The organism is Vibrio sp. 10N.261.51.F11 (genome assembly GCF_041471665.1).
Lineage (GTDB): Bacteria > Pseudomonadota > Gammaproteobacteria > Enterobacterales > Vibrionaceae > Vibrio > Vibrio crassostreae_C.
In genome coordinates this window covers 47,416-69,414 of record NZ_JBFROW010000003.1, presented here as the reverse complement: position 1 = coordinate 69,414, position 21,999 = coordinate 47,416, and the positions used below count along the sequence as shown (strand labels likewise).

At 44.6% G+C, this 21,999-nt stretch carries 21 protein-coding genes; 8 read left to right on the top strand and 13 right to left on the bottom strand.

Going from position 1 to position 21,999, the window contains the following annotated elements; genetic code table 11:
- Window positions 1-287 precede the first annotated feature (287 nt).
- From AB4351_RS00790 to AB4351_RS00745, 10 genes are all read right to left on the bottom strand, one after another.
- Window positions 288-647 (bottom strand): DUF6559 family protein, encoded by a 360-nt coding sequence (locus tag AB4351_RS00790; protein ID WP_017066163.1) that lies wholly within the window; start codon window positions 645-647, stop codon window positions 288-290.
- A 58-nt stretch (window positions 648-705) separates the two neighbouring features.
- The gene (gene btuD / locus AB4351_RS00785; RefSeq protein ID WP_372124787.1) at window positions 706-1,464 is read right to left on the bottom strand and encodes a vitamin B12 ABC transporter ATP-binding protein BtuD; all 759 of its coding nucleotides are present in this window, start codon (window positions 1,462-1,464) and stop codon (window positions 706-708) included.
- Complete coding sequence (gene btuC / locus AB4351_RS00780; protein ID WP_372124785.1) at window positions 1,451-2,446, bottom strand: vitamin B12 ABC transporter permease BtuC; 996 nt, start codon at window positions 2,444-2,446, stop codon at window positions 1,451-1,453. The genes btuD and btuC overlap by 14 nt, the downstream gene beginning before the upstream one ends.
- Before the next feature lie 133 nt (window positions 2,447-2,579).
- A complete protein-coding gene (locus tag AB4351_RS00775; RefSeq protein WP_017059157.1) occupies window positions 2,580-3,608 on the bottom strand; it encodes a succinylglutamate desuccinylase in 1,029 nt (342 codons plus the stop codon).
- Window positions 3,609-3,886: 278 nt separating this feature from the next.
- The gene (locus tag AB4351_RS00770) at window positions 3,887-5,683 is read right to left on the bottom strand and encodes a M3 family oligoendopeptidase (RefSeq protein ID WP_372124782.1); all 1,797 of its coding nucleotides are present in this window, start codon (window positions 5,681-5,683) and stop codon (window positions 3,887-3,889) included.
- A gap of 139 nt (window positions 5,684-5,822) precedes the next feature.
- Window positions 5,823-6,440, bottom strand: coding sequence for an alpha-ribazole phosphatase family protein (gene cobC / locus AB4351_RS00765; RefSeq protein WP_372124780.1), 618 nt, complete (start codon window positions 6,438-6,440; stop codon window positions 5,823-5,825).
- A 9-nt stretch (window positions 6,441-6,449) separates the two neighbouring features.
- Window positions 6,450-7,043, bottom strand: a complete 594-nt coding sequence (gene cobU, locus AB4351_RS00760) for a bifunctional adenosylcobinamide kinase/adenosylcobinamide-phosphate guanylyltransferase (RefSeq protein WP_372124778.1) — start codon at window positions 7,041-7,043, stop codon at window positions 6,450-6,452.
- 24 nt (window positions 7,044-7,067) lie between these two features.
- A complete protein-coding gene (locus tag AB4351_RS00755; protein WP_372124776.1) occupies window positions 7,068-7,874 on the bottom strand; it encodes an adenosylcobinamide-GDP ribazoletransferase in 807 nt (268 codons plus the stop codon).
- Entirely contained in the window at window positions 7,874-8,920 is a 1,047-nt protein-coding gene (gene cobT, locus AB4351_RS00750) for a nicotinate-nucleotide--dimethylbenzimidazole phosphoribosyltransferase (RefSeq protein ID WP_372124774.1), read from the bottom strand. The genes AB4351_RS00755 and cobT overlap by 1 nt, the downstream gene beginning before the upstream one ends.
- Window positions 8,921-8,963: 43 nt before the next feature.
- Entirely contained in the window at window positions 8,964-9,575 is a 612-nt protein-coding gene (locus AB4351_RS00745) for a flavin reductase family protein (protein ID WP_017065519.1), read from the bottom strand.
- 718 nt (window positions 9,576-10,293) lie between these two features.
- On the opposite strand from AB4351_RS00745, the gene AB4351_RS00740 reads away from it, so the two are divergent.
- Together AB4351_RS00740 and AB4351_RS00735 are read left to right on the top strand one after the other, a co-directional pair.
- Window positions 10,294-10,989 (top strand): NAD-dependent epimerase/dehydratase family protein, encoded by a 696-nt coding sequence (locus AB4351_RS00740; protein WP_372124772.1) that lies wholly within the window; start codon window positions 10,294-10,296, stop codon window positions 10,987-10,989.
- Between the two features lie 185 nt (window positions 10,990-11,174).
- On the top strand, window positions 11,175-12,548 hold the full coding sequence (locus AB4351_RS00735) for an L-cystine transporter (RefSeq protein ID WP_017059148.1): 1,374 nt from the start codon (window positions 11,175-11,177) through the stop codon (window positions 12,546-12,548).
- A gap of 112 nt (window positions 12,549-12,660) precedes the next feature.
- Here AB4351_RS00735 and AB4351_RS00730 read toward each other — a convergent pair whose 3' ends face one another.
- Window positions 12,661-13,053 (bottom strand): heme-binding protein, encoded by a 393-nt coding sequence (locus AB4351_RS00730; protein ID WP_017066157.1) that lies wholly within the window; start codon window positions 13,051-13,053, stop codon window positions 12,661-12,663.
- Between the two features lie 9 nt (window positions 13,054-13,062).
- Complete coding sequence (locus tag AB4351_RS00725) at window positions 13,063-14,073, bottom strand: aldo/keto reductase family oxidoreductase (protein WP_017059146.1); 1,011 nt, start codon at window positions 14,071-14,073, stop codon at window positions 13,063-13,065.
- A gap of 132 nt (window positions 14,074-14,205) precedes the next feature.
- Between AB4351_RS00725 and AB4351_RS00720 the strand changes: the two genes are divergently transcribed.
- The 4 genes from AB4351_RS00720 (at window position 14,206) to AB4351_RS00705 (ending at window position 18,608) form a co-directional block, all read left to right on the top strand.
- On the top strand, window positions 14,206-15,090 hold the full coding sequence (locus AB4351_RS00720) for a LysR family transcriptional regulator (protein WP_136974859.1): 885 nt from the start codon (window positions 14,206-14,208) through the stop codon (window positions 15,088-15,090).
- A 366-nt stretch (window positions 15,091-15,456) separates the two neighbouring features.
- Window positions 15,457-16,218: a YdcF family protein gene (locus tag AB4351_RS00715; RefSeq protein ID WP_017065514.1), complete on the top strand. Its 762-nt coding sequence runs from the start codon at window positions 15,457-15,459 to the stop codon at window positions 16,216-16,218.
- A 477-nt stretch (window positions 16,219-16,695) separates the two neighbouring features.
- Window positions 16,696-18,168, top strand: a complete 1,473-nt coding sequence (locus AB4351_RS00710) for an aerolysin family beta-barrel pore-forming toxin (protein ID WP_017070919.1) — start codon at window positions 16,696-16,698, stop codon at window positions 18,166-18,168.
- 218 nt (window positions 18,169-18,386) lie between these two features.
- Window positions 18,387-18,608 (top strand): hypothetical protein, encoded by a 222-nt coding sequence (locus tag AB4351_RS00705; protein ID WP_372124770.1) that lies wholly within the window; start codon window positions 18,387-18,389, stop codon window positions 18,606-18,608.
- A gap of 127 nt (window positions 18,609-18,735) precedes the next feature.
- On the opposite strand, the gene AB4351_RS00700 is transcribed toward AB4351_RS00705, so the two are convergent.
- Entirely contained in the window at window positions 18,736-19,257 is a 522-nt protein-coding gene (locus tag AB4351_RS00700; RefSeq protein ID WP_010441213.1) for a DUF2058 domain-containing protein, read from the bottom strand.
- 415 nt (window positions 19,258-19,672) lie between these two features.
- On the opposite strand from AB4351_RS00700, the gene AB4351_RS00695 reads away from it, so the two are divergent.
- Together AB4351_RS00695 and AB4351_RS00690 are read left to right on the top strand one after the other, a co-directional pair.
- Window positions 19,673-21,007: a sphingomyelin phosphodiesterase gene (locus AB4351_RS00695; RefSeq protein WP_372124768.1), complete on the top strand. Its 1,335-nt coding sequence runs from the start codon at window positions 19,673-19,675 to the stop codon at window positions 21,005-21,007.
- Window positions 21,008-21,046: 39 nt separating this feature from the next.
- The gene (locus AB4351_RS00690; RefSeq protein WP_017059140.1) at window positions 21,047-21,997 is read left to right on the top strand and encodes a hypothetical protein; all 951 of its coding nucleotides are present in this window, start codon (window positions 21,047-21,049) and stop codon (window positions 21,995-21,997) included.
- The last annotated feature ends 2 nt before the right edge of the window (window positions 21,998-21,999 follow it).

The following is a 21,999-nucleotide window of genomic DNA, read 5'->3' as shown; positions in this document are numbered from 1 at the left end:
TTGGTTACTAACCAACCAGCACTGTAATTCGAAGGTTTATAGTTTCTGACTTAAAGAACAACGAAAAATATATACGTCAATTTTATCAATAACAGCGGGTTTTATATTGATAGGAATCAGCATCACACAACTCAAACAAATGCGTTGTAGATAGATGATGTTGCTTCGAATTATGACATTTCAGTATTCTATGTTGATTGAGGGAACATTATTCGGAATGAATAAAAAAGCGGCTTTATGATTAAGCCGCTTTGGGGATATAAAGGCGTTAGGTAGTAAGAAGATATTTAATAACGGCTATGCATGCCCATGCGATGTGACATGTCATCGTCCATACGACCGCCCTTCCAACCGCCGCCACCCAATAGATTAAGTACATCTCGCGCTGTGTAGTCTTCTCCGCCAAAGAAGTCATTAGACACATCATTACGCAGCAACTGAATAGTTGGAGCTAATTCAACAGCAAGATCTTGTGGATCCGCAAACAAGGCTAAAGCAATCTGTTGTTGGCGTTTACTCAACTCACGAGAACTTGTTTCAACCTGCCCAATAGAGAAGAAATCACGGCTTCCGTAGCTCTTCACCATCTTTGCAGACAATGACTTAATCACCTTTTTGATTCTTCTTCTTTGGATGTATCTAAACATATTTGCTTCCTTTACTAACTCGCCTTAAACCCAATGAGCAGCTTAACTAATTAGTCTTTTAACCAAACAAAAGATAGGTCTGATTGTCGACTGAGATACTTTTGACTTCGGTGTTGAACACGGACTCTAGCTGCTCAGGGGTAAGCACTTGATCAGCTGAGCCTGATGCTTGAAGTACACCTTTATCGAGCAACAACACTTGGTCTGCGTGTCTTAGTGTTCTGTTCAAATCATGGTTAGCCATGATCACAGCGATGCCCTTCTCTGCCACTCGTTCAATGAGCTTGTACAACAAGGCTTCTTGAGCAATATCCAACGGAGCTGCGGGTTCGTCGAGGATCAGCAGCTTCGCGTATGGGTTAAGTGTCGGCCAAATTTGCAGGCACATTCCCGCCAAACGTACGCGTTGCCATTCACCACCAGACAGTGTCTGAATTGAGCGATGAAGTTTGTCTGCAATGTCTAGCATCTGGCTGATTTCTTCCAAAGCTGCGTTGATTTCAGCATCAAGGCCGTGTGAGGAGCTTGGCAGTGACAATGCAAGATATTGGAACACTTCTAAGTTGAAGGCTGGCCTTGCGCTTTGGCACAAGTAAGCACGATGCAATGATAAATCTTGTAAAGACAGATCCGACAAATCCTGCCCGTCGATCTTGATATCACCTTTGTAACCATCACCAATGCCAGATATCGATTCGAGTAAGGTACTTTTACCGCTGCCATTCGGGCCGATAACGTGAGTCACCTGCCCTTGCTTGAGCTCAAATGATAGTGGTAATAAACGAGCGCCAACGCTCAGGCTCTTAATTTGAATCATGATTTTTAATTAACATCCAAATGAAGATAGGCGCACCGATACTGGTGGTCATCACACCCAAAGGTAGCTCTGCGGAATCGAGTAATGTACGTGCGCAAATATCAGCAAACACCAACAACGCAGCGCCAGCAACAGCAGACAAAGGAAGAAGGTATCGGTTGTCGGTACCAATCGCTAAACGCAACAAGTGTGGCACAACCAAGCCAACAAAGCTGATCACGCCACCTAAAGCTACCGCGCAGCCGATTAAAATAGACACGGCGAAAATTAGACGCCAGCGCAATCTCGGTACGTTTACGCCTAACTGTGCGGCATGCGTTTCGCCAATCATTAACTTATCTAGCTTACTACCTTGCAGGCACAGCCAAATAATCACGGGGATCATCACCAACGTGAGCGAGTGTTGATACCAAGTGACGCCACCTAAGCTGCCCATCAGCCAATACATCAATAAGCGTAGACTTAAGTCATCACTAAAATAGAACGCCCATGTCACCATCGCGCCAGAAAGAATGCCTAACGCGACACCCACTAGCAGTAATTTAGCCGTGGTGAGTCGCATCGTTTTTACCATGCTCACCAGTATCACGGTGAAACAGAGCGAGCCTAAAACGGCGGCAATCATGAACAGTTCTGGTGTGGGAGCAAACGGCAAGAAGAACAGCACGATAACCATCGCCAAACTTGCACCACCAGAAATGCCGAGCACACCGGGCTCTGCTAATACGTTACCCAATAAGACTTGTAAACTTGCGCCAGATACGGCTAACCCTGCCCCGATAGCAATAGCCGCCAATAGTCGAGGTAAGCGTAAATCAATCAGTAGTTTTTGTTCTAACGTGGACAATGTGCCCAGAGGGGAAATGAAAAGATCGCCAACCATTAGGTAAATCGCACTCAGCGCGACAAGCAGTGCTGCCATCAGATAAATGGCTCTAGTCCATTTGCGCTGTTTTTGGTGAAGAAGTTGTTGGAAATCCATATCAAGCTACTTTGAAAATGTTCGCGTAACCTTACCTGTATCCCCAAATAAACTCAAGGCTCACACCGTAATGTGAACCTTGATATTTCAACCAGTTGAGCGGTTGTTTTCGTCGTTTAAACCCGAGTCGATATTAATCGTACACAAGCTGACCATGGTCGAATCGCGTTTCAACTTCACACACCATTAAGGCTGCTCGTTGACCGATAGCAACATTACGATTAGGGAACACCACCGCTTCGTTTTCATTCTTAGCCATTAACGGTTTATCACCATCATGACCGAATACTTCACCGTGCTTGAACGCGGTAAAGTTCTCTACAGAATCTGAGAACATGAAATCGAAGTCATCATGTAAACGAACAATGGTTCTGCTCACGCGATAAGTGATGGTTCGCTTAGGTAAATGCTCTGGCTCAACTTCAGCAATCAAGTTACGCATCGCCAAGTCAAAAGCCGTTAGCTTATCAAGTTGGTTCTCACCAATTCGTGCTACCTGCCCCAGCTCCATTGTCAGTGCTTGCGCTTCGAAGTTTTCAGCACTGTACCAACTGAATGTACTGGTTGGCGCATTTGACAACAACACTGCTTCCACGTGCGCACTGTTAATGAAATCAAACAGCTCTTTACTGCGTACTTCGTGGCGAACTTTAGGGCTCACTGCAAACGAGTAATGCTTAGATAAACGGATTGCACAGTGCAAATCTAGATGCCAACGAGTGGCAGGTTCCGTTTCTTTGTAAAACTCAGTCACCAAGAACTTCAAGTTCTTCGCGATATCCACTTCTCGATTGCTCTCGTACTGCTTTTCATCAAACAGACGATTCATGTTCACATCAAGAAAACGAGTATGCGCGTTAGTGGCTTCTGGGTGAGCTATGATAAACAAGCATCTCGCGTTTACTACTTGGAAACCTGTTTCAATATCCTCAATGAGCTTATCGATCAGCTCCATTGGTGAAGTTTCGTCGCCATGAACACCGGTTGAAAAAATGATGTTCTTGGTTTCAGAATTAAAATCCGCGGGAATCACTTCCAAGACACCGCGTTGATGAAGCTTAATTTGAACACCGTTACTCAGTACGGTCTGTCCTGCAAACACTTCTTGCTCAAGATCTAGGCTGTCAAAAAGAAATGATTGGCGAAAGAGGGTCTTCGTCATGCGCTACTCCTTAATTGCACGGCCGTATGTTAATAAATTGTACATAGAAATTGTGTTGCTAGGATCGCACTTATCAACAGAAACTCCGTTATCACTCACAAATACTACCCATATATTTTTATATTACCTGCTGACTTTACTAACCGACATCTGTTCCAAATAACTTTCTCTATTTAAAGAGACTTTTGGTTGTTTCGGCTTATCTCAGGTTATGCCAGCAAGATAAGAGCCACGTAAGCTAACACAGCTCTTACCTGCTATGAACAGATTGAGATCAATTAATCTTCCTGATCGAGCAATCTTTCAAATTCATCGATTTGAACTTTGACCATGTCGATGCTTTGTTGCCAAAAATCAGCTTGAGTCAGGTCCATTCCTAAGTGCTTTTGAACGACTTCTTCCGCCATCATGCTGCCCGTATCACGAAGCAACGAAACGTAATCGCCGTAGAATTGCTCACCTTTTGCATCGCGCTGAGCGTAAACACCTTTACTGAACAGGTAACCGAACAAGTATGGGTAGTTGTAGAAGCTTACTTGAGAGATGCTGAAATGCAGTTTGCTCGCCCAGAAGTAAGGGTCAGCTTCTGTCATTGCATCGCCATACCACTCTTTCCAAGTCGTTTCCATCAAGTCACACAGCTGCTGAGCCGTTAGCTCGCCTTTTTCACGCTGCTCGTAGAAGGCTTTTTCAAACTCAAAACGAACGGGAATGTTCACCATTAATGCCAAAGAAGAAGAAAGCTCTTCCCACAGCATTTCAAGTTTCTCATTACGTGTTTGTGCTTGTTTTAACAAATGGTCTCGAACGATATTTTCAGCAAAGATCGAAGCGGTTTCTGCTAGCGTCATTGGGTAGCGTGTTTGACACAACGGCATGTCTTTCATCACCCAGTTGTGGAACGCGTGGCCTAACTCGTGTGCCAATGTCATTAAATCTGAGCGGCTACCGCTCCATGTCATGAACACAAGCGGAGTGCGTGTAGCAGCAAACTTGGTGCAGTAAGCGCCTAAACGTTTGTTGGCTGCTGGTGCGGCATCAATCCAACCATTATCAACCATCAAAGCGACAAAATCAGCCATCTCTGGATTTACTTCAGCGAACGCAGTTTTGATCACGTCGATCGCCTCATCAAATGGGTAAACCTTAGATTCAGCGTCACCCAGCGGCGGCATCGCAGCTAAGTGATTCCAAGGCTTCATTTCATCTAGCCCGTGAACTCTTGCCATTAACAAACCTGCTTTCTGACCAACAGCTCGATTAGCTTTCGCTACCGACATCATGGTGTCTAGCGTTTCTGGCACAATGCGGCTGCCGTGTAGGCTTGGTTCTAGGAAATGCACATCGCTAATCTTCGAACGCTTTTTGTTTTCAGTCAGTCGCCAACCCGCCAATGCATTTAGAATCGAAGCAAAAGACTCTTGGTGCGTTTTCATCGCACCTTGAACCGCGCGCCATGCTGGTTCTTGTTTGTCGAATTCGCTGCCGTACAACAGGCTCGCGGCTTGTGAAAAGCCTAGGGCTTCCTCTTCACCGTCCAGCTTTAGCGACAGTTTTAAAGATCCGGTTAGGTTATCGTATAAACGACCCCATCCGTCACGACCATCAACCTTCATCGCTGCCAATAACTGCTCTTCAGCAACACTGAGTCGGCTGCTTGATAACTTACGAGAGCTTTCAATCGCAAAGCGCTGCCCTGCTACGTCCGCACTATCATGCTCTAATACTGCATCAATAAATTCTGGTTCTGCGTGAATTAGCGTATCTTCGTAAGGGCTGAACGCTTGAGACATTTCAGAGTTCAGCTTCGCTACACGACCAAGCAATACTTTCGCTTCTGTGTGTGTCGCGTCGACCGATGCGTGGCAATTAGCGAAGGTGTTGATTGTACTCAGTAATGTGCCTGCCGCTTCTGAAGTCTGAATCGCGTTTTGCATCGCTAGAATGATATGACGCTTTTCAACGTGTAGGTTCAACAGCTCAATGCACTGCTGAATGAGTTCAATGTCCTGTTCGATTTTTGCATCATTAAGATCGCGATAAGCAATGCTTAGATCCCAACTTGGTGTTGTCATGACTAAATTCCTTTCACGTAGGTAGTAATACCAATCAGGTATAGCGGCTGTGAACGCCGCTTTATACTTCTATTTATATTTCTGTTTCTATTTACAGATCTAAAAGATTGTTAATTCTTAAACTGTGTTTTTTGAACACTCAGAGAACAGGTATCCCTATCGATTTAACGCTGATAAAGCTCTGCGCAAACTGAGTGATTTGAATATGCGTTATCGATGCGTTTTCTATCGATAACTTCGAGTACAAACTCGGATTTTTCCAATCAATATCAAGGCAATGCGCCAATAACATTCGAACTACGCCACCATGAGTAACCAGCAATAGATTGTCACTTGGGTTCTTCAAAAGTTGCGACCAAGCTTGAGTTACTCTGTCGTGGAAGCTCTGTAAACTTTCTGCACCAGTCAGTTGATGATTTGCAGGATCTTGCCAAAAGGTGTCTAGCATCGCCCACTTATCTTCAAGCTCATCAAACGCGATGCCGTCCACTTCACCAAAGTTCATTTCCTGAAAGCCTGGCGCAATAGACAAAGGCACGGACATACGCTGGGCATACAGGGTTGCCAAGTCACTGCATCGTCTTAGTGGAGAGCTAACCACGCTATCAAAGGTAATGTCTTGTGTAGTTAGTGCCTCACATATCTGTTCTTGAAGATCAGAGTTGACCAGCACATCAGATAAACCATTGAGCGCAGCTTTTCCTTCGACTTTGCCATGTCTTAACAAATAGATGTTTTTGGTTGTTCCATTGACCATGTGTGCGACCTAGCCTTGAATATCAAGCAAGTGATTAGATGGTTTTAAGTGCAGCGGCAATCCGGCAGCAACCAGCGTGACGCGCTCAACGACGCGAGCTAGCGCTTGGTTCATTCGTCCTGCATTGTCCACAAACAAGCGAGACACTTTACCCAGCGGCACCACACCTAAACCGACTTCGTTAGAGACCATGATAATTTGCGCCGGACTTTGCTCGACGCTTTTGACCAATACTTCAACCACGGCTTCAACCTGTCCATTAGTTGCGTCATCACCCAGTTCAAAGATGATGTTGTTCAACCACAAGGTTAGGCAATCAATCAATACCACATCTTCTTTCTCAAAAGACTGCAGTTTTTCGGCTAATTCAACAGGCACTTCATGTTCAATCCATTCTTTACCACGACGATCTTGGTGATGAGCGATTCGCTCGCGCATTTCATCGTCTAGATAAGTGGCGGTCGCTATGTAATGCAAATGCCCATTTGAACATGCTTCAAGTGCACATAATGCTTGTTGTTCTGCAAAACTCGACTTACCTGAGCGCGCGCCACCTAAAACAAGATGGTGATGACTCTGATACGTTTGATTATTGGTTGTCATGTGTTGCCTCTAATCCTGAATGCGTTACATAAAGCCGTTGGAGAAAGCAGCGGCGAACACAACGTAAATCAGTAGTTCCATCAACTGTTGAGCCGCGCCCAAACAGTCACCAGTAAAGCCACCAATTCTTGCAATTAACCACTTTTTGAAGCCCACTCTAAACACGTAAGCAATCACAACTAAAACACACGTACACGCCAATCCAAACCACAAGCTTGGTAACAGGCCAACCAACATAAGGAAGACAAGTTCGCCCTTGGTTTGTTTATTGGCTAGAGGCTTACTCTTGCTCGTGTCTAAATCGCTGACGTAAGGCATGTCGTAAATAAGGGATGCCGCAATCGCTCGGCTAAAGGTGTAGCTCGTCACGATGACCATAAACAATCCAGTCATGCTGATAAGTTCATTGAGCAGAACCCACTTTCCAAGCAACGCCATGATCAGCGCAGACGCGCCGTATGTACCAATTCGGCTATCTTTCATGATGGTCAAGCGGCGTTCAAGTGTCATGCCGCCACCAATACCATCCGCCATGTCAGTTAAGCCGTCTTCATGGAAAGCACCGGTCAGCATCAAACTAAAACTCATCATCAAAAAGATGGCAATCGAGCTTGGTAACACAGTATCAAGCAACAGGAACAAACCGCCGCACAAGGCGCCAAGCAACAAGCCGACTGTTGAGAAGTAACGACCAGAACGGTTCATGCGCTCTTCTGAATAGGGCGTATTCTTTGGCATTGGCAAACGAGAAAAGAAGCCCATAGCCAACGAAAACAGCTCCCACTGATAAGCAGCGCGATCTTTCAACGATCTTTCTGGTGCATCACTCATTAAACCGTGACTCCAGCACTTTCGAAGCTCGCCATGTTGTTATAGAACTCGGCTGCCGCACGAATGATTGGCATAGCTAGCGCAGCACCTGTGCCCTCGCCTAATCTCAATCCAAGATCGAGCAGTGGCTCAGCGTCGAGCAGCTCTAACAGAATTTTGTGTCCTGACTCTTCAGAGCGATGGGCGAAGATCATATAGTCTCGGCAACTCGGTTCAATTAAAGTCGCGACATACGCCGCAACCGACACGATAAAGCCATCGACTAATACTGGGGTTTTGTTTTGGTAAGCGCCAAGGAAAGCACCGACCATTTGAACGATTTCATAGCCACCGACTTGTGCGAGTACCTCTTTAATATCTTTAACTTCATTCGCATCTAAACCTTTGCAACGCGCGACACCTTGCTCAACCACAGCCACTTTACGTGCAAGCTGTTCATTGTTGATGCCAGTGCCTAGGCCAACACACTCCGCTGCAGCACGACTCGCTAATGCACTTAAGATCGCTGATGCGCTGCTGGTATTTCCGATACCCATTTCACCAAACATGATGATATTGGTGCCATTCGAAATGGTTTTAGATACAAGATCTGTACCCAGTTCAATCCCACGTTCAACCGTTTCTAAACTCATTGCCGCTTCATTGGCAAAGTTATTGGTTCGCGTACCCAAACGCTGAGAGATCAACATGTCACTATCTGATTCCACAGGCAACAATATCCCCGTGTCGACTACCGTGATATCGATATTATTCACCGCACAGAAGCAATTGATCGCCGCGCCATCGCTTAAGAAGTTCAACACCATCTGTTGTGTTACCGCGCTTGGAGCAATACTCACGCCTTCGTCAGCAATGCCATGGTCGCCAGCAAAAATGATGATACTTGGCTTATTCAACTCGATGTGTTCAACCGCAGCTTCTTTGCCTTGGCTCTGAATCAAAGCCAGTTGATGTGCGACTTTTTCTAGTAAGCCAAGTGCGCCAAGTGGCTTGGTTTTTTGGTCAATTCGGTGTTGGATGTACTGCGAGTATTGGGTATCTAACATAGTTTTTAAAAACGCTTATTCTGGGTACGTTGATATAGGGCTGCTACTTAGGGCGTGCGACAGAAAACACATTGGAAAGCGTGGCGTATTCACCGCCACCCAATCGAGATAAAGGATCAAGTGCTAACGCGTCGATCTTAAGACGCTCACTGTCTTTGTCGATCACGTCTTCGGAAATGTACACGGTTTCGACTTGAGCAAAGATAAGGCTTTGTGGCACTTCTCCAACCTCTTTTACTTCGTACAAGGTGCATCCAAAAGCGACCGCGCACTCTTTCAATCTCGGTAAAGAGAAGCCTTCAAATTCAACCAGATCAATGTTATTCGCGGTGACTTCCGAATCACCATGTTCAAGGGTAGCTGCTGTCGCCGTCATGGTTTCGGCAGAACTTGAAGAAGCAATGTGAATCACTAGCTTACCCGTTTCTAGGGCATTACGAGTGGTATCTTTGATTTCGCCCGATGGCTTCTTCCCAACCGATAACATCAGTAACGGCGGATTACTAGAAACAGGCGTGAAATAAGAGAAAGGCGCGAGGTTGTACTCTTGGTCAGAAGATTCCGTCAATGCCCACGCAATCGGGCGAGGAACAACGGTTTGTGTCATCAGGTGATAAATCTGAGTGGGAGCAAGAGTATCAAGCTTGAGGTTCATAGCACGTCCTTGGTCTATGTGAATTACGACTCAGTTTACGTGTTAAGCAAGGCTGTATCTATGGCTATGTGGCAGAAACCGCAGAGAGTGTTCTTAATTTAAACAGATCACACTGGTTTTTTCTCAGATTGACAGTCAAATTGACGAACCCTAAAACACAAATAATACTGATAATAGATTTATCAATAACTTACATTTTGGCATCGTTTATGCCTTATCTAAATTACTTATTAATCTCTCCATTGATAAGTACCCATACAGTGAATGCCCACAACACTGACGCTACACGAAGAAAGACAATCGATTGAAAGACAAAACAGAACAACGATTTAGGAGGTGTAATGATTCCAAATTCAAGTAAAAGAAAACCAAATAAATCAAGTAAGAAAGCTAGCAAAAAGGTAAGGAAAATCCCACTGTCCTTTACCTAGTAAGAAGCAAGAAAAGTAACAAAGCCCGTCGCCCAGCGGGCTTTGTTATGTTTAACGCCTAACTTAAGTTTCAAACCGCATTTATCTTTCCCACCGCCATTATGTTTCATATCGTACTTATGCTTCAGACCGTACTTATGCGTCGAGCCAAACTAAATCATCTCTTTTTCCATAAACAGGCCACTCCCCACATACTACTGACCACTCGTTTAACAAACTTTTATTCGCTTAAAATTCAAACACTGTTTATATTAAACAAGCACTTGTGGAGTGAAGAAGGGATTAAAATGAGCATTTCTGGAGACAAAACATCGGTCGTGGTGGCTGGTGCAACCGGGTTAATTGGTCATCATGTGATGAAGTTGCTCATCGATGAACCCGCCGTTGATCATATCTATGCCCTATCTCGCCGAGCGTTAGATTCACAGTTTGATTCCAACAAGCTCCACACACTCATTCACAGCGACCTGCAAGTTACCAGTTGGGATGACACGAATGCGACGCCTAATCTTGGCGTTATCTGCTTAGGTACGACTAAGAAAAAGGCAGGATCAAAAGAAGCGCTTCGCAAAATCGATGTGGAACTGGTTAGCCAAGTCGCACAGTCGATGAAGTTTCTTGGGGTTCAACGCGTAGCGGTCGTTTCTAGCTATGGCGCTTCACCAGATTCCTATTCGCACTACCTTCGCTGTAAAGGACAAATGGAACAAAATTTAAAACGTATTGGCTTCAAGCAGCTTTTCATCGCACGCCCTGGGCCTCTGGTGGGTGAGCGTGATGAACCTAGAGCTGATGAAAAACTCCTGCAAAGTGTCTTTCCTCTGCTGTCTCCATTTATGCTTGGTAAGTTCAAAAACCTATGCCCTATTCAGTCGGAAGACGTAGCCAAAGCAATGTTGTTCCGGTTATTCGAAAATAATTTCCAAAATATCGAAATTTACTCGTCAAGTGACATGCTCAATTTATTGGCAAAATATCGCTAAAAAGCTCACCTATTCATCACAATGTTGAATATCCACCCATCCTATTGAGTGGATATTACTAATCGTTCTAATAAATTACTTTTCCTTATTTTACGTTTTGTTACAGGTCGCTACTGTAGCTAACAGTATTTGCGCCCATATATCTAAGCGCCCTATCGATTTAAAGAGATTCATAAGGAAAACAAATGTCATTTTCAGCTATCGCTGCCTTAGCGGTATTCACTGGTATCCTCTTTTTTCTCTACGGACAGCAGAAAAAAGAAAACACACTTTCTCGCCTCGTTTTACTCGGTTTAGTATTTGGTAGCGCATTTGGTCTTGGTCTACAGCTGTTATTTGGTGAAGGCAATCCGGTCATCAACGAAACACTAGACTGGGTAAATATTGTTGGCCGTGGTTATGTTGGCCTACTGAAAATGGTGATCATGCCATTAGTATTGGTTTCAATGATTGCAGCAGTAGTGAAGCTTGAAAAAGGCGGCTCACTGGGCAAGATTTCTGGTATCACCATTTCTGTACTGTTAGCAACAACCGCGATTTCTGCGATTGTTGGTATTGTTGTAACGCAAGCATTCGGCCTGTCTGCTGAAGGTTTAACAGAAGGCGCTCGCGAAACAGCACGTATCGCAACACTTGAAAGCCGCATCGGTAGCGTTTCAGACCTAACAATTCCACAAATGCTGATCAGCTTTATTCCGACTAACCCATTTGCAGACCTAACGGGGGCTCGCTCTACGTCTATCATCGCGGTTGTTATCTTTGGTGTGCTAACGGGCATCGCTGCTCGTAAAGTGATGGCAGAGAAAGAAGAACTAGAATCTCCAATCCGTACTTTCGTTGAAGCGTCACAATCTATCGTTATGCGCTTAGTTAAGATGATCATGGCACTAACGCCATACGGCATCGCAGCGTTAATGGCGAAGGTAGTTGCAACATCAAGTGCTTCTGACATCCTCAGCCTACTGGGTTTCATCGTTGCATCTTACGTTGCGATTCTACTGATGTTCGTCGTACACGGTGTGTTGGTTTCTTTTGTTGGTGTAAACCCGAAAGAGTACTTCCAAAAGATCTGGCCTGTACTGACGTTCGCTTTCACGTCTCGTAGTTCTGCAGCAACAATTCCACTGAACGTTGAAGCTCAAATCACTAAGCTAAACGTGCCACCAGCGATTGCTAACCTGTCTGCCTCTTTCGGTGCGACGATTGGTCAAAACGGTTGTGCGGGTATCTACCCTGCAATGCTAGCAGTCATGGTTGCGCCTACAGTTGGCATCGACCCAATGGACATCAACTTCATTCTGTCTCTGATTGCTATTATCACAGTGAGCTCATTCGGTATTGCTGGCGTAGGTGGCGGTGCAACGTTCGCGGCGCTTATCGTACTTCCTGCTATGGGCCTTCCGGTAACGATTGCAGCACTGCTTATCTCTATCGAGCCACTTATCGATATGGCACGTACGGCGCTTAACGTATCTGGTGCTATGACAGCCGGTACGATCACAAGCCGCCTATTAGGCAAGAAAGACAAGCAACAAGATCTGGAACAAGCGAACGCTTAATGGGTTCGATTGATTCAAGCACTTGAGTCTCGTTAAACAAAAAAACCGATGCACATGCATCGGTTTCTTATTATCTGTTACTTCTAACTTCCATTACTTCACGAGCAACAGCTTAGAACACAAGTTGAATGACTTTTTCGGCAAGTGCTTCATCGTCGTCTTCACTTAATCCGCTGACACCAATAGCGCCAATCACCTGCCCATTTAATTCAATGGGAACACCGCCTTTAAAGCCAGTGATCTTTGGGTCAGTCCAGTAACTTAAGTCTTTACCAGTTTCTCTCGCCCAAGCACCTAAGTTACCGCTTGGCTGTCTATCTCTTGCAGATGTATAAGCTTTGTTCTGTGCTAACAATCCGGCTTGAACACTCACATTATCCATGCGAATAAACGCCAGTAACTCACCGTGCGTATCACACACGCTCACCGCGATTGCTTGTTGATTACGCTCAGCAATGTCTAGAGCGTTAGACACCAGTTGTTGCGCGATCTTTTGATTCAACATATTCATTCCTTATGGCAGTGCTTGACCACGTGAGTACACGTATAGGTTGTACCACTCTTCACGAGACAGGTTTATCTGAGTCGCGACTGCCGAAGCTTTGATTCGCTCTAGATTTGTAGTGCCAATTACAGGTTGGATACGAGCAGGGTGACGAAGCAAAAATGCCAACACAATCGCTTCACTTTCTACGCCATATTGGTTCGCTAACTGAGCCACGTAGTGCGCTGTCTTTTTCACGTTTTCATGTTCTGAATACAAACCTTGCTCAGCAAATCGGCCTTGTGCCAAACAGCCCCAAGCTTGCAGTTGGATGTTATTCAATTGGCAATGTTCAAGAGTGCCTGCGGCGAAGTCTGATTGATGGTGCCCTTGCGAGTTAATCATCACCCCATCATTCAACCAATCCAATTTGGCTAAGCTCATCTCAACTTGATTCGCGACGATGGGTTGCCCAAGCGCAGATTGCAGGTACTGAATTTGATGGCTGTTCATGTTCGACACACCAAAATAATCGACCTTACCTTGCGCTTTTAAGTTCTCTAACGTTCTTGCTAGCTCATCGAGTTCCATCAAAGGATCAGGGCGGTGCAATAACAGCACATCAAGCTTTTCAGTATTCAATCGATTGAGAATACCGTCTACCGATTGGCCTACCCAATCAGCCGAGAAATCATAACGACCAACATTGCCCTCGCCTTCAAAACGAATCCCACACTTAGATTGAATGAACATCTGTTCACGCAGATCAGGCGCTTGTTGTAATGCTTGACCAAAGGCTTGCTCAGCTTTGCTGAAGGTATAGATATCCGCATGGTCGAATAAGTTAATGCCCGATTCTAGTGCGGTGCCGATTACGCTTCGTGTTTGAGCAACATCCGCACTCGTCACTGGATTATCATTCCAGCCACCACCTAACCCCATGCAGCCATAGGCAATTTGCCCAACATTCGGTAGATAATTTGATAATGGGATACGTTTTTTGTCATTCGTTTTGTTTGTAGATTCAGTGCTGTTCGTCATATCGATTCTCGCTTAGAAGATTTGCTGACCAGAAATATGCCTCTATCATATTGTTCTTTTTAAAAAACAGAATATGCTATTTACGAAATGATTGTTTGATATGACGAACAATAGATTGGTAGGAACGCGCGAATGAACGAACACAAAAGAATAGAACGACTGATCCTGTTTGTAGAACTTGCTCAGCAACTCAACTTTACCAAGGCAGCCGAAAAGCTCGGTATCTCTAAGAGCTACCTTTCTGAACAGATCAAACGTTTAGAGAACGATTTACAGTGCCCGCTTTTGGTCAGAACCACGCGCAGTGTTCGTTTAACCCAAGAAGGCGAACGCGCGTTACAACAAGGCTTAACGATTCGCTCGCAAGTCTTACAACTTGAACGCAGCGTTTCAGAGCAACACGACATCGTCAAAGGCCTATTACGCCTCACTGCGCCAAAGATGTTTACTGAGGTATATCTATTCGATATCTGCCAACAGTTTAGGCAGCAATACCCTGAGATTCGTTTCGAGATAAACAGTAGCTACACCAACTTTAATCTCAATCAAGATGATATCGATATCGCGTTTCGTGCCACCAATACGCCACCTGACAACATGGTGGCGAAACACTTGATTAGCTATCAACATGATTTAGTCGCGACTCCCGGTTATCTTAACCAATTTGGTCGCCCTACCAATGTGAGTGACTTAAGTGATCATCAATGCTTAGCAACTCTGCACCAAACCGAGTGGCCTTTAAAATCGGTAAATATTGATGTGTCCGGCTGGCTTTCAAGTAATGACAACCACCTGCTTAAGCAACAAGCCATGGCAGGCAGTGGCATCATCCGTATTGCAAGTTACTACGTTGCGAAAGAGATCGAGCTTGGAGAGTTAGAGCGAGTGCTGCCTGATGAATGTCTGCAACAAGGCAACAGTATTTATCTGTTCTATCCGCAAGTTATTTATCCGGCAAAGAAACACCAAGTGTTCGTTAAATTTGTTCAGCATTACTTTGAAAACTTGAGAGCTTGATAGTTTAAGATCTTGAAAACTGGAGAGCTCGATCATTTAAGAGCTTGAAGATTTGGTAGTTTAAGAATATGAAAGCTGAGTTAACGAGTTGAAGAAACGGAAACCGATGAACAGATAAATCAAATAACACGAAATAAGCTTTAAATAACCCTCTTGATTTATATACCTATATTTAAAATGGGATTATCGAACAATAATAAAGCGATTTTTCGAATGCTCTCATCGATGATTGTTCTTGATAGAAAGAAATCGTGCATTTGTTTAATAATACAATGAGTTACCTATGAATGATTAACATAACTGATATATGATGCACCGCTTCAGTATGTCACATCATCTTGGCACCAGTTCGATAACAGGATCCTCATGAGCTTTATTATATTATTACTTCTTCTGCTATTCGTAGGCTTTACACGTTTACTTCAGTGGCGAAAAACCTCTCTGTTTTTATCTCTTGTTCTTATATCGTCATTTGTGCTGATTGGTTCAGGTTTAATTCCTCGTTATTTACTGAACGATCTGCAAGCCGATTACGAAAATAAGCCTGATATCCAATGGTCTGACAATAACGCCATTGTTCTTCTGGGTGCGGGAACGCAGTTAATTAAAAGCACGCAAGAGTTCGAGCCAGCCTTTTTCTCTTTTGGCCGAATCAGTGAAACCGCCAGCCAATATAAAGATTGCGCCAAAACCCAAACCACATGCAAAGTGATCATCAGTGGTGGCGATGCACAAAATAACGGTGTTGCCGAAGCAGAAGTTTATCAGCAACAATTGCTGAGACTTGGCGTTCCGATGGGTGACATCATTCAAGAGCCAAATAGCGTCAACACTTGGAAGAACGCTCAGCTCACTAGTGACCTAATGAAGCATCATAAATTCGACAACATTGTGTTGGTTTCATCTGGCCTACATATTCGTCGTAGCGAGCTCTACTTCAACCACTTCGGCTTGAATGTTATTCCAGTGAGAGCCGACTATATGGCTGCTCAAATTTCATGGTTGCCATTGTGGTACAACTTTGCGGTCACAGATTTTGCTTTGCATGAACAGATTGGCTTTGCTCGTTACAACATTTACAACTTTATGGGTTGGAACAGCAAACGCGAAAAACCAGGTGATGCTTAATCTCTTCCAATTAAGTTAACTCGAACAATAAAAAATGCAGCAGCAATCGAACGGTTGTTGGCTGCATTTTTCGATCTTGCTTATCACAACATCCCTCCTTATTTGGCTTACTCAGTACTTCCCCCTCCTTTAAACAATAAACCTATCTAATCCATCTTGCTGGCCTAAATTTTCCAAGCCAACATACCAAATAACGAGGCTTCAAAAACAGAAACGTTCAACAATTAATCACCCATAGATTGGATTGTTGAAACTAATTGAAGTCATCAAGATAAGTCTTTATCAAACAACAAGTTGATCAGTACAACCTCCTGATATCTATAAGTATTTATTTTCAATTCATTTCAGTATTTTTGGCATTGTTTTATATGACAAAGTACACCCCGCTAGAGCCCCTCGGCTTTAAATAATATCAATAAAATCTAATAACTCGATTCTAATAAAAATAGCCAAATAATGGCATTTAGGAACTTATTCATGCTTAACGTCAGTAAAACCGTTCTATTTAGCTCTGCCCTCTGTTTCATCTCTTTTGCCACTCATGCCAAGATATATTCAGACCAAATCGTATTGGATAACCTCGGTGAAGATATCTGCCGTTCCGATTATCGTCCGCTCAGTAATACAGAAGCTCAAGAACACAAAACCGCCCTACTATCTCGCATGAATGTGTGGGACATTGCTGGCCTTAAAAATGACTGGGTGATCATGGGGTCTGGCTACCACGGGCTCATCAAACAAGGACAACCAAGTGACAATACTTGGTGCTACCCCAATACCCCAGACGCAGGCCTGCCTTACTACGAAGCGCAAGCTATCGAAACGAACAATAACCTTGATATTCAACGCGCCTTAGTCAGCGACAACACGAACTTTATCAGGCCACTGAGTTACTTGGCCCATAACCTCGGTTACGCTTGGGTTGGAGGCGATAGCGCGCGTTACGTCGGCCAAGACATGGCAATAAAACCGCTTAACAATGGTTGGGAGATTAAAGGCAATAACGATGGAAGCTGTGCCGGTGATCGCTGTGATGAGAAGACAAGCATCACTGTTGATAACTTCGCTTACACGCTCGATAACACATCGTTTTTACACGGTTCTATGACAGAGACCGACCAAGAACTGATTGAAACCGTCTCGGCTTATGCAATCAATGACGACGATCAGTCTAAACAAATCGTCGTTGACCTTCATTTTGAGCAATCCACACAATGGAGTAAAACCCAACGCTTCGACCTTGCTGATTCAGTCGTCATTGATGAAACCTTTCATTGGCCACAAGTTGGAAAGACAGAAGTAAGAGTAGCGCTAGAAGATGGCCAACGTTTCTCCGATACCAACAATGGTGCTCGTTTTGAACCAACAGAACTGGAAGCCATCATCACCGTGCCTGCTCACTCAGTACTTCCTTTTCAAGTAGAGTTCTTACGCTCTACCATCACTTACCCATACCGTATCAAAACCAGCATGAGTTACGACGTGAACTTCACAGGTTTCCTTCGTTATAGCGGCAATGCGCTAAGCTCACACCCAACAAACCGCCCGACGGTCTCTCACACCTTTACCATGGGAACCACCAGCGAAGATCAAGCCAATATCCGCTACCAATGGGATCACCGTTATATTCCTGGAGAGATGAAATGGTGGGATTGGAGCTGGGCAATCAACACCAATGGTTTAAGTAGCATGCAGTACGCCGCAGGTGCCAGTGTCCGTCCTTTCTACACCTATGTTTCAGGCCAGTTTAGTGCGGAGTCACAATATTCTGGAATGATCGATATTGGTACCGAGCACTCTATTGATTCATTTAACGCCATGACACCTTCAGGCGATTACACACCCTACTACGCTGGTGACATCAAGGTTCTGACTGACTTCGACCCTGCAGCCCTAGCGCAACTGGGTTATAACAGCGCTCAGCTAACGCTTACCCCAATGCAGCCATAAGCCCATAGAAAGTTTCAGCTGTTATTCCAAGCCCATTGCGTCTGCTCTGGGCTTGATTCGTCTTACATTCTCTCAGTCATACATCTGTATTAGCCGCTAAGTATTCACTTTCTGAATCGTTTTTCATTGACTTAAAAATGAAATCATAACGACACACTAATTTGCGTAACTTAGGGTGCAAATAGGCAATCAGATTACAGTGCCTATCAGGAGGATGTATGAAACCAAATCGATCTACGGTACTCACTGGACATGTAAAACACTGCCCATGCTGCTCTACCGAACTGGTCATCAAAGACCACATTCACGTTTGCCCGCGCAATGAAATTGGCGACTGTTACTTCGATAGTTATGACCAACACGAACAGCGCGCTAATACCGATTTTATCGATCATGCAAGTGCCAATGATAGCCTTGTTTACGGCATGTCAGAACACTAAGCGTTATTCAAGATTTGTTGAAGTCATTTCGCGCCAAAAAAATGCAGCGCCAATCGAGTGATTGTTCGCTGCATTCTTAGATCCTGTAAACTTAGCTAACCATTAAAATGGAGCTAGGCAAAACGGATTACCACATTAGATCATCTGGGATCACGAAGTCTTTGTACGGGTCATCTTCGTCTACTTCGTCTGTGCTACCTGCCTGCGTATCAACGATAGATTCTTCGTCGCGCATAGCAATCTTGTTCGCTACTGCTGTTGGAATAACAACGTAGCTCTCGCCTTGACGAGCAATACTTAGAATGCCTTTACTTAGTTGCTTTTGAGTCAGCTCTTCTACGTAAAGGTATTTAACTAGCGTACCGTCGGTGAAGTTGTATTTGATCTCACCGTTCTTCTGTTCGATCTTGTTCATCTCAATCAGTTGCTTCACTTGAGCTTTAATTTCTTTGCTCAACTGTTGTTCTTTCAACTGTTGGTTTAACTCTTTGTCTTTCGCTTGCTGCGCCAGTTTAGTTTCTTCTGCTGCCGCTTTTGCTTCACGAGACTGAACGCGAGACTTTTTAGAGCCTTTCTTCGCCTTCTTTAATTTTTTCTCATTTACCAAGCCAGCTTTAAGCATCTGCTCTTGGAGTGTTAACTTTGCCATGACTTTCCCAGTTCAGGATTAAAAACGGCACTATCATACCTGTTTTTAAGGTTTCTGTTTACTGAACAAGAGTAAATTACAGAACAATCGCAAAATTTGTGCTGATAGATCTAAGCTGTCGCCACAATCCCTTCTAGTTGCTCACAATCTCTACTCTCCCCGAACATACAGTTTTGATTTAAGCATGCCAACATTGGCTGCCCCACCGACTCAAAACCATTATCTGACTCTATTATTCGCGCGCGTACCATTTATCATTCCAACAAGACAATATGTTAATTTTCAATGGTTAATCAATTTTATAAAACCTTGGCATATATCTCATATTTGAATAAATGCCATAGAGTTATAACTCCAATGTCATAACTCTTGACTACGTTATTCTAGACATCAATCAATAAGGATAACGTAAACGATGAAAACTCAATGGACTTGGTTAGCTGCACTTGTGGCATCCACATCAATCGCTTCGACCTCTGCGATCGCAGACACCGACGTGTATCTCACCAATAACACCAATCAAGTGATGACCATTCAAGCCAACCACACTGGTACCGACCCGCTTCAACTCGGTGATGAGTGGCAACAGCATGTTGAACAGATTGGTCCTTGGGAGACGAAGAAGCTGATAAGTTTCAACCGCTGGACTGGTGTGAAATCTGGGAAGACCTATGAGTTTGACACTGTGTTATCAAACGCTGTGGGCGAAAGTGTCACGCTCAACCAAACCATGAAGGGACATTGGTATAACTCGACACTGCAACATGGTTTGAGTGCCGCAGACGTCAACCTAACATTGCATGACGATCGTAATATTCATCGCAGCACAACCGATGCGTTCGGGGTCAATGCAGAGCTAGCCCTCAAAGCCGATTCTACGGCGCGCTATGATGATATTTATTACACCATCACCCCACCAAAAGTGGATGAGCAACCAGAGCCGGATGCCAATACACTCAAGGTCATGACTTACAACATCTGGGCGCTGCCTGCCATCGCTTCACATATTGGTGACCGCTATGACCTACTCCCTCAATATGTAAAGGGCTATGACGTGTTGGCGCTTCAAGAGGTGTTTGCTAACGGCAGAGATGAGTTCTTGCGTGAGCTTGCGAAAGAGTATCCTTATCAAACTAAAATGCTCGATAAAGATGGGATTAACATATACGACGGTGGTGTGATCATTGTCAGCCGCTATCCTATCGTTAATGAAGCGCAGTATGTTTTCCCTGATTGCACGGGCACAGATTGCTTTGCTGATAAAGGTGTTAACTACGCGGAAGTGATCAAGAATGGTCAGGCTTACCATGTTTTCGGTACCCACACGGCATCATTCGATACGGACACCGCTCGTGATTACCGACAACGTCAATTCAAGCAGATGCGTGCACTGGCGCAGTCTCTGAATATCCCGGCATCAGAAACTGTGGTTTACAGCGGTGACTTCAACGTGAACAAGCTCAAGTTCCCAGACGACTACCAACAGATGTTCGCTAACCTGCAGGCTGATGAACCAACATACTCAGGTTACACCGCTTCTACCTTTGACCCACGCATCAACAACTTTGCGGGTGAACCTATGTCGGGTGGTGAAAACGTTGAGTATCTCGATTATGTGGTAGTGAGCTCGGAATATGCCGCCAAAGCTCATAACGACAATCGTGTGGATGTCCCAAGATCAACAAGCAGTGAGTTATGGAAGCACTACAACCTTTCAGACCACTTCCCTGTTAGCGCCGTGATCAAGTAACTCGGTGAACCAATAATGCATCGAGTTATATTAATCCTAATGCTCGTCTTAACGGCTAGCATTATTGGCTATTCGTGGTCATCAAAAACGAACGAAACAGCGCTATCTTCTGCTCAACACACAGAACCTAAGCCGCGTGTTTCTACGACAACTAATGACGATAATTCCACGCCTACTGCAACCGCTAGTTCGGAAAACTCCGCATCGCACAGCAATCAAGCCCAAGCCGGAGCACTGGACGGTAAAATTCTTGCTGAAAACTTGAGTGAGCTTGAAGGCAAGGCTTTGTTCGATGAACTCGATGGGTTCTGGAAGCTTTGCCAACAACGCGATGACTGCGCAGAGCAACTCGCACGATTGAAATCAGAATTGCCGGGCATATGGTTTGAGTTACTGAGCGACTATCCGCAGCTATCGGCTGACTGGCAATTAACACAAAGCACTATCCCACTTGAATCCATAGAGACTCTTGAAGATCGTGTTGCCTTATTCAAGCAATCTGCACAACAAGTATGGGGAGAGTTGGCCCACCAGCTATTCGCTGACCAGTTTGCTCATCTGGATTTTACGCTTGACGCTAACACCCTTGAAAAGAACGAAGCGAGCCAGTTTTTGGCCAACTATCAAGATTTGCTTAGTGAATGGCAAAACAATACGGGCACGTTAAACGCCGAAACACAGCTTCAAAAATATGAACTGGCAGTATCTTTGATACCCAGCAGGTATAGCCCTGCTGAAGTAGCATCAGTCAAAGCCGACCTTCAAGATGCCTACTTAGATGAAGCGCAGGCCAGCAACATTGCCGCGCGAGAACAACAAGTCGCACAACAGCAACAAACCGTGATGAGTTATCACGAGCAACTGGATCAGCTCAAAGCAACCTTAGACTCTCAGCGCTCATCAAGTTATGCCACTTGGACTCAACAAGATTGGGACAGTTATTATCAACAGCAAGTCACCGATTTCAGGGAGCAGTTCTTTAGCAAGTAACG

What these genes read in the sequence shown, in the direction of transcription:
- AB4351_RS00725 (WP_017059146.1), bottom strand. Translation starts at nt 14,073, where the DNA reads ATGACGAACAGCACTGAATCTACAAACAAAACGAATGACAAAAAACGT.
- AB4351_RS00755 (WP_372124776.1), bottom strand. Translation starts at nt 7,874, where the DNA reads ATGAGTGATGCACCAGAAAGATCGTTGAAAGATCGCGCTGCTTATCAG.
- AB4351_RS00695 (WP_372124768.1), top strand. Translation starts at nt 19,673, where the DNA reads ATGAAAACTCAATGGACTTGGTTAGCTGCACTTGTGGCATCCACATCA.
- AB4351_RS00700 (WP_010441213.1), bottom strand. Translation starts at nt 19,257, where the DNA reads ATGGCAAAGTTAACACTCCAAGAGCAGATGCTTAAAGCTGGCTTGGTA.
- AB4351_RS00770 (WP_372124782.1), bottom strand. Translation starts at nt 5,683, where the DNA reads ATGACAACACCAAGTTGGGATCTAAGCATTGCTTATCGCGATCTTAAT.
- cobU (WP_372124778.1), bottom strand. Translation starts at nt 7,043, where the DNA reads ATGACAACCAATAATCAAACGTATCAGAGTCATCACCATCTTGTTTTA.
- AB4351_RS00705 (WP_372124770.1), top strand. Translation starts at nt 18,387, where the DNA reads ATGAAACCAAATCGATCTACGGTACTCACTGGACATGTAAAACACTGC.
- AB4351_RS00690 (WP_017059140.1), top strand. Translation starts at nt 21,047, where the DNA reads ATGCTCGTCTTAACGGCTAGCATTATTGGCTATTCGTGGTCATCAAAA.
- AB4351_RS00745 (WP_017065519.1), bottom strand. Translation starts at nt 9,575, where the DNA reads ATGAACCTCAAGCTTGATACTCTTGCTCCCACTCAGATTTATCACCTG.
- AB4351_RS00730 (WP_017066157.1), bottom strand. Translation starts at nt 13,053, where the DNA reads ATGTTGAATCAAAAGATCGCGCAACAACTGGTGTCTAACGCTCTAGAC.
- AB4351_RS00720 (WP_136974859.1), top strand. Translation starts at nt 14,206, where the DNA reads ATGAACGAACACAAAAGAATAGAACGACTGATCCTGTTTGTAGAACTT.
- btuD (WP_372124787.1), bottom strand. Translation starts at nt 1,464, where the DNA reads ATGATTCAAATTAAGAGCCTGAGCGTTGGCGCTCGTTTATTACCACTA.
- AB4351_RS00710 (WP_017070919.1), top strand. Translation starts at nt 16,696, where the DNA reads ATGCTTAACGTCAGTAAAACCGTTCTATTTAGCTCTGCCCTCTGTTTC.
- cobT (WP_372124774.1), bottom strand. Translation starts at nt 8,920, where the DNA reads ATGTTAGATACCCAATACTCGCAGTACATCCAACACCGAATTGACCAA.
- AB4351_RS00790 (WP_017066163.1), bottom strand. Translation starts at nt 647, where the DNA reads ATGTTTAGATACATCCAAAGAAGAAGAATCAAAAAGGTGATTAAGTCA.
- AB4351_RS00775 (WP_017059157.1), bottom strand. Translation starts at nt 3,608, where the DNA reads ATGACGAAGACCCTCTTTCGCCAATCATTTCTTTTTGACAGCCTAGAT.
- AB4351_RS00740 (WP_372124772.1), top strand. Translation starts at nt 10,294, where the DNA reads ATGAGCATTTCTGGAGACAAAACATCGGTCGTGGTGGCTGGTGCAACC.
- AB4351_RS00735 (WP_017059148.1), top strand. Translation starts at nt 11,175, where the DNA reads ATGTCATTTTCAGCTATCGCTGCCTTAGCGGTATTCACTGGTATCCTC.
- cobC (WP_372124780.1), bottom strand. Translation starts at nt 6,440, where the DNA reads ATGGTCAATGGAACAACCAAAAACATCTATTTGTTAAGACATGGCAAA.
- btuC (WP_372124785.1), bottom strand. Translation starts at nt 2,446, where the DNA reads ATGGATTTCCAACAACTTCTTCACCAAAAACAGCGCAAATGGACTAGA.
- AB4351_RS00715 (WP_017065514.1), top strand. Translation starts at nt 15,457, where the DNA reads ATGAGCTTTATTATATTATTACTTCTTCTGCTATTCGTAGGCTTTACA.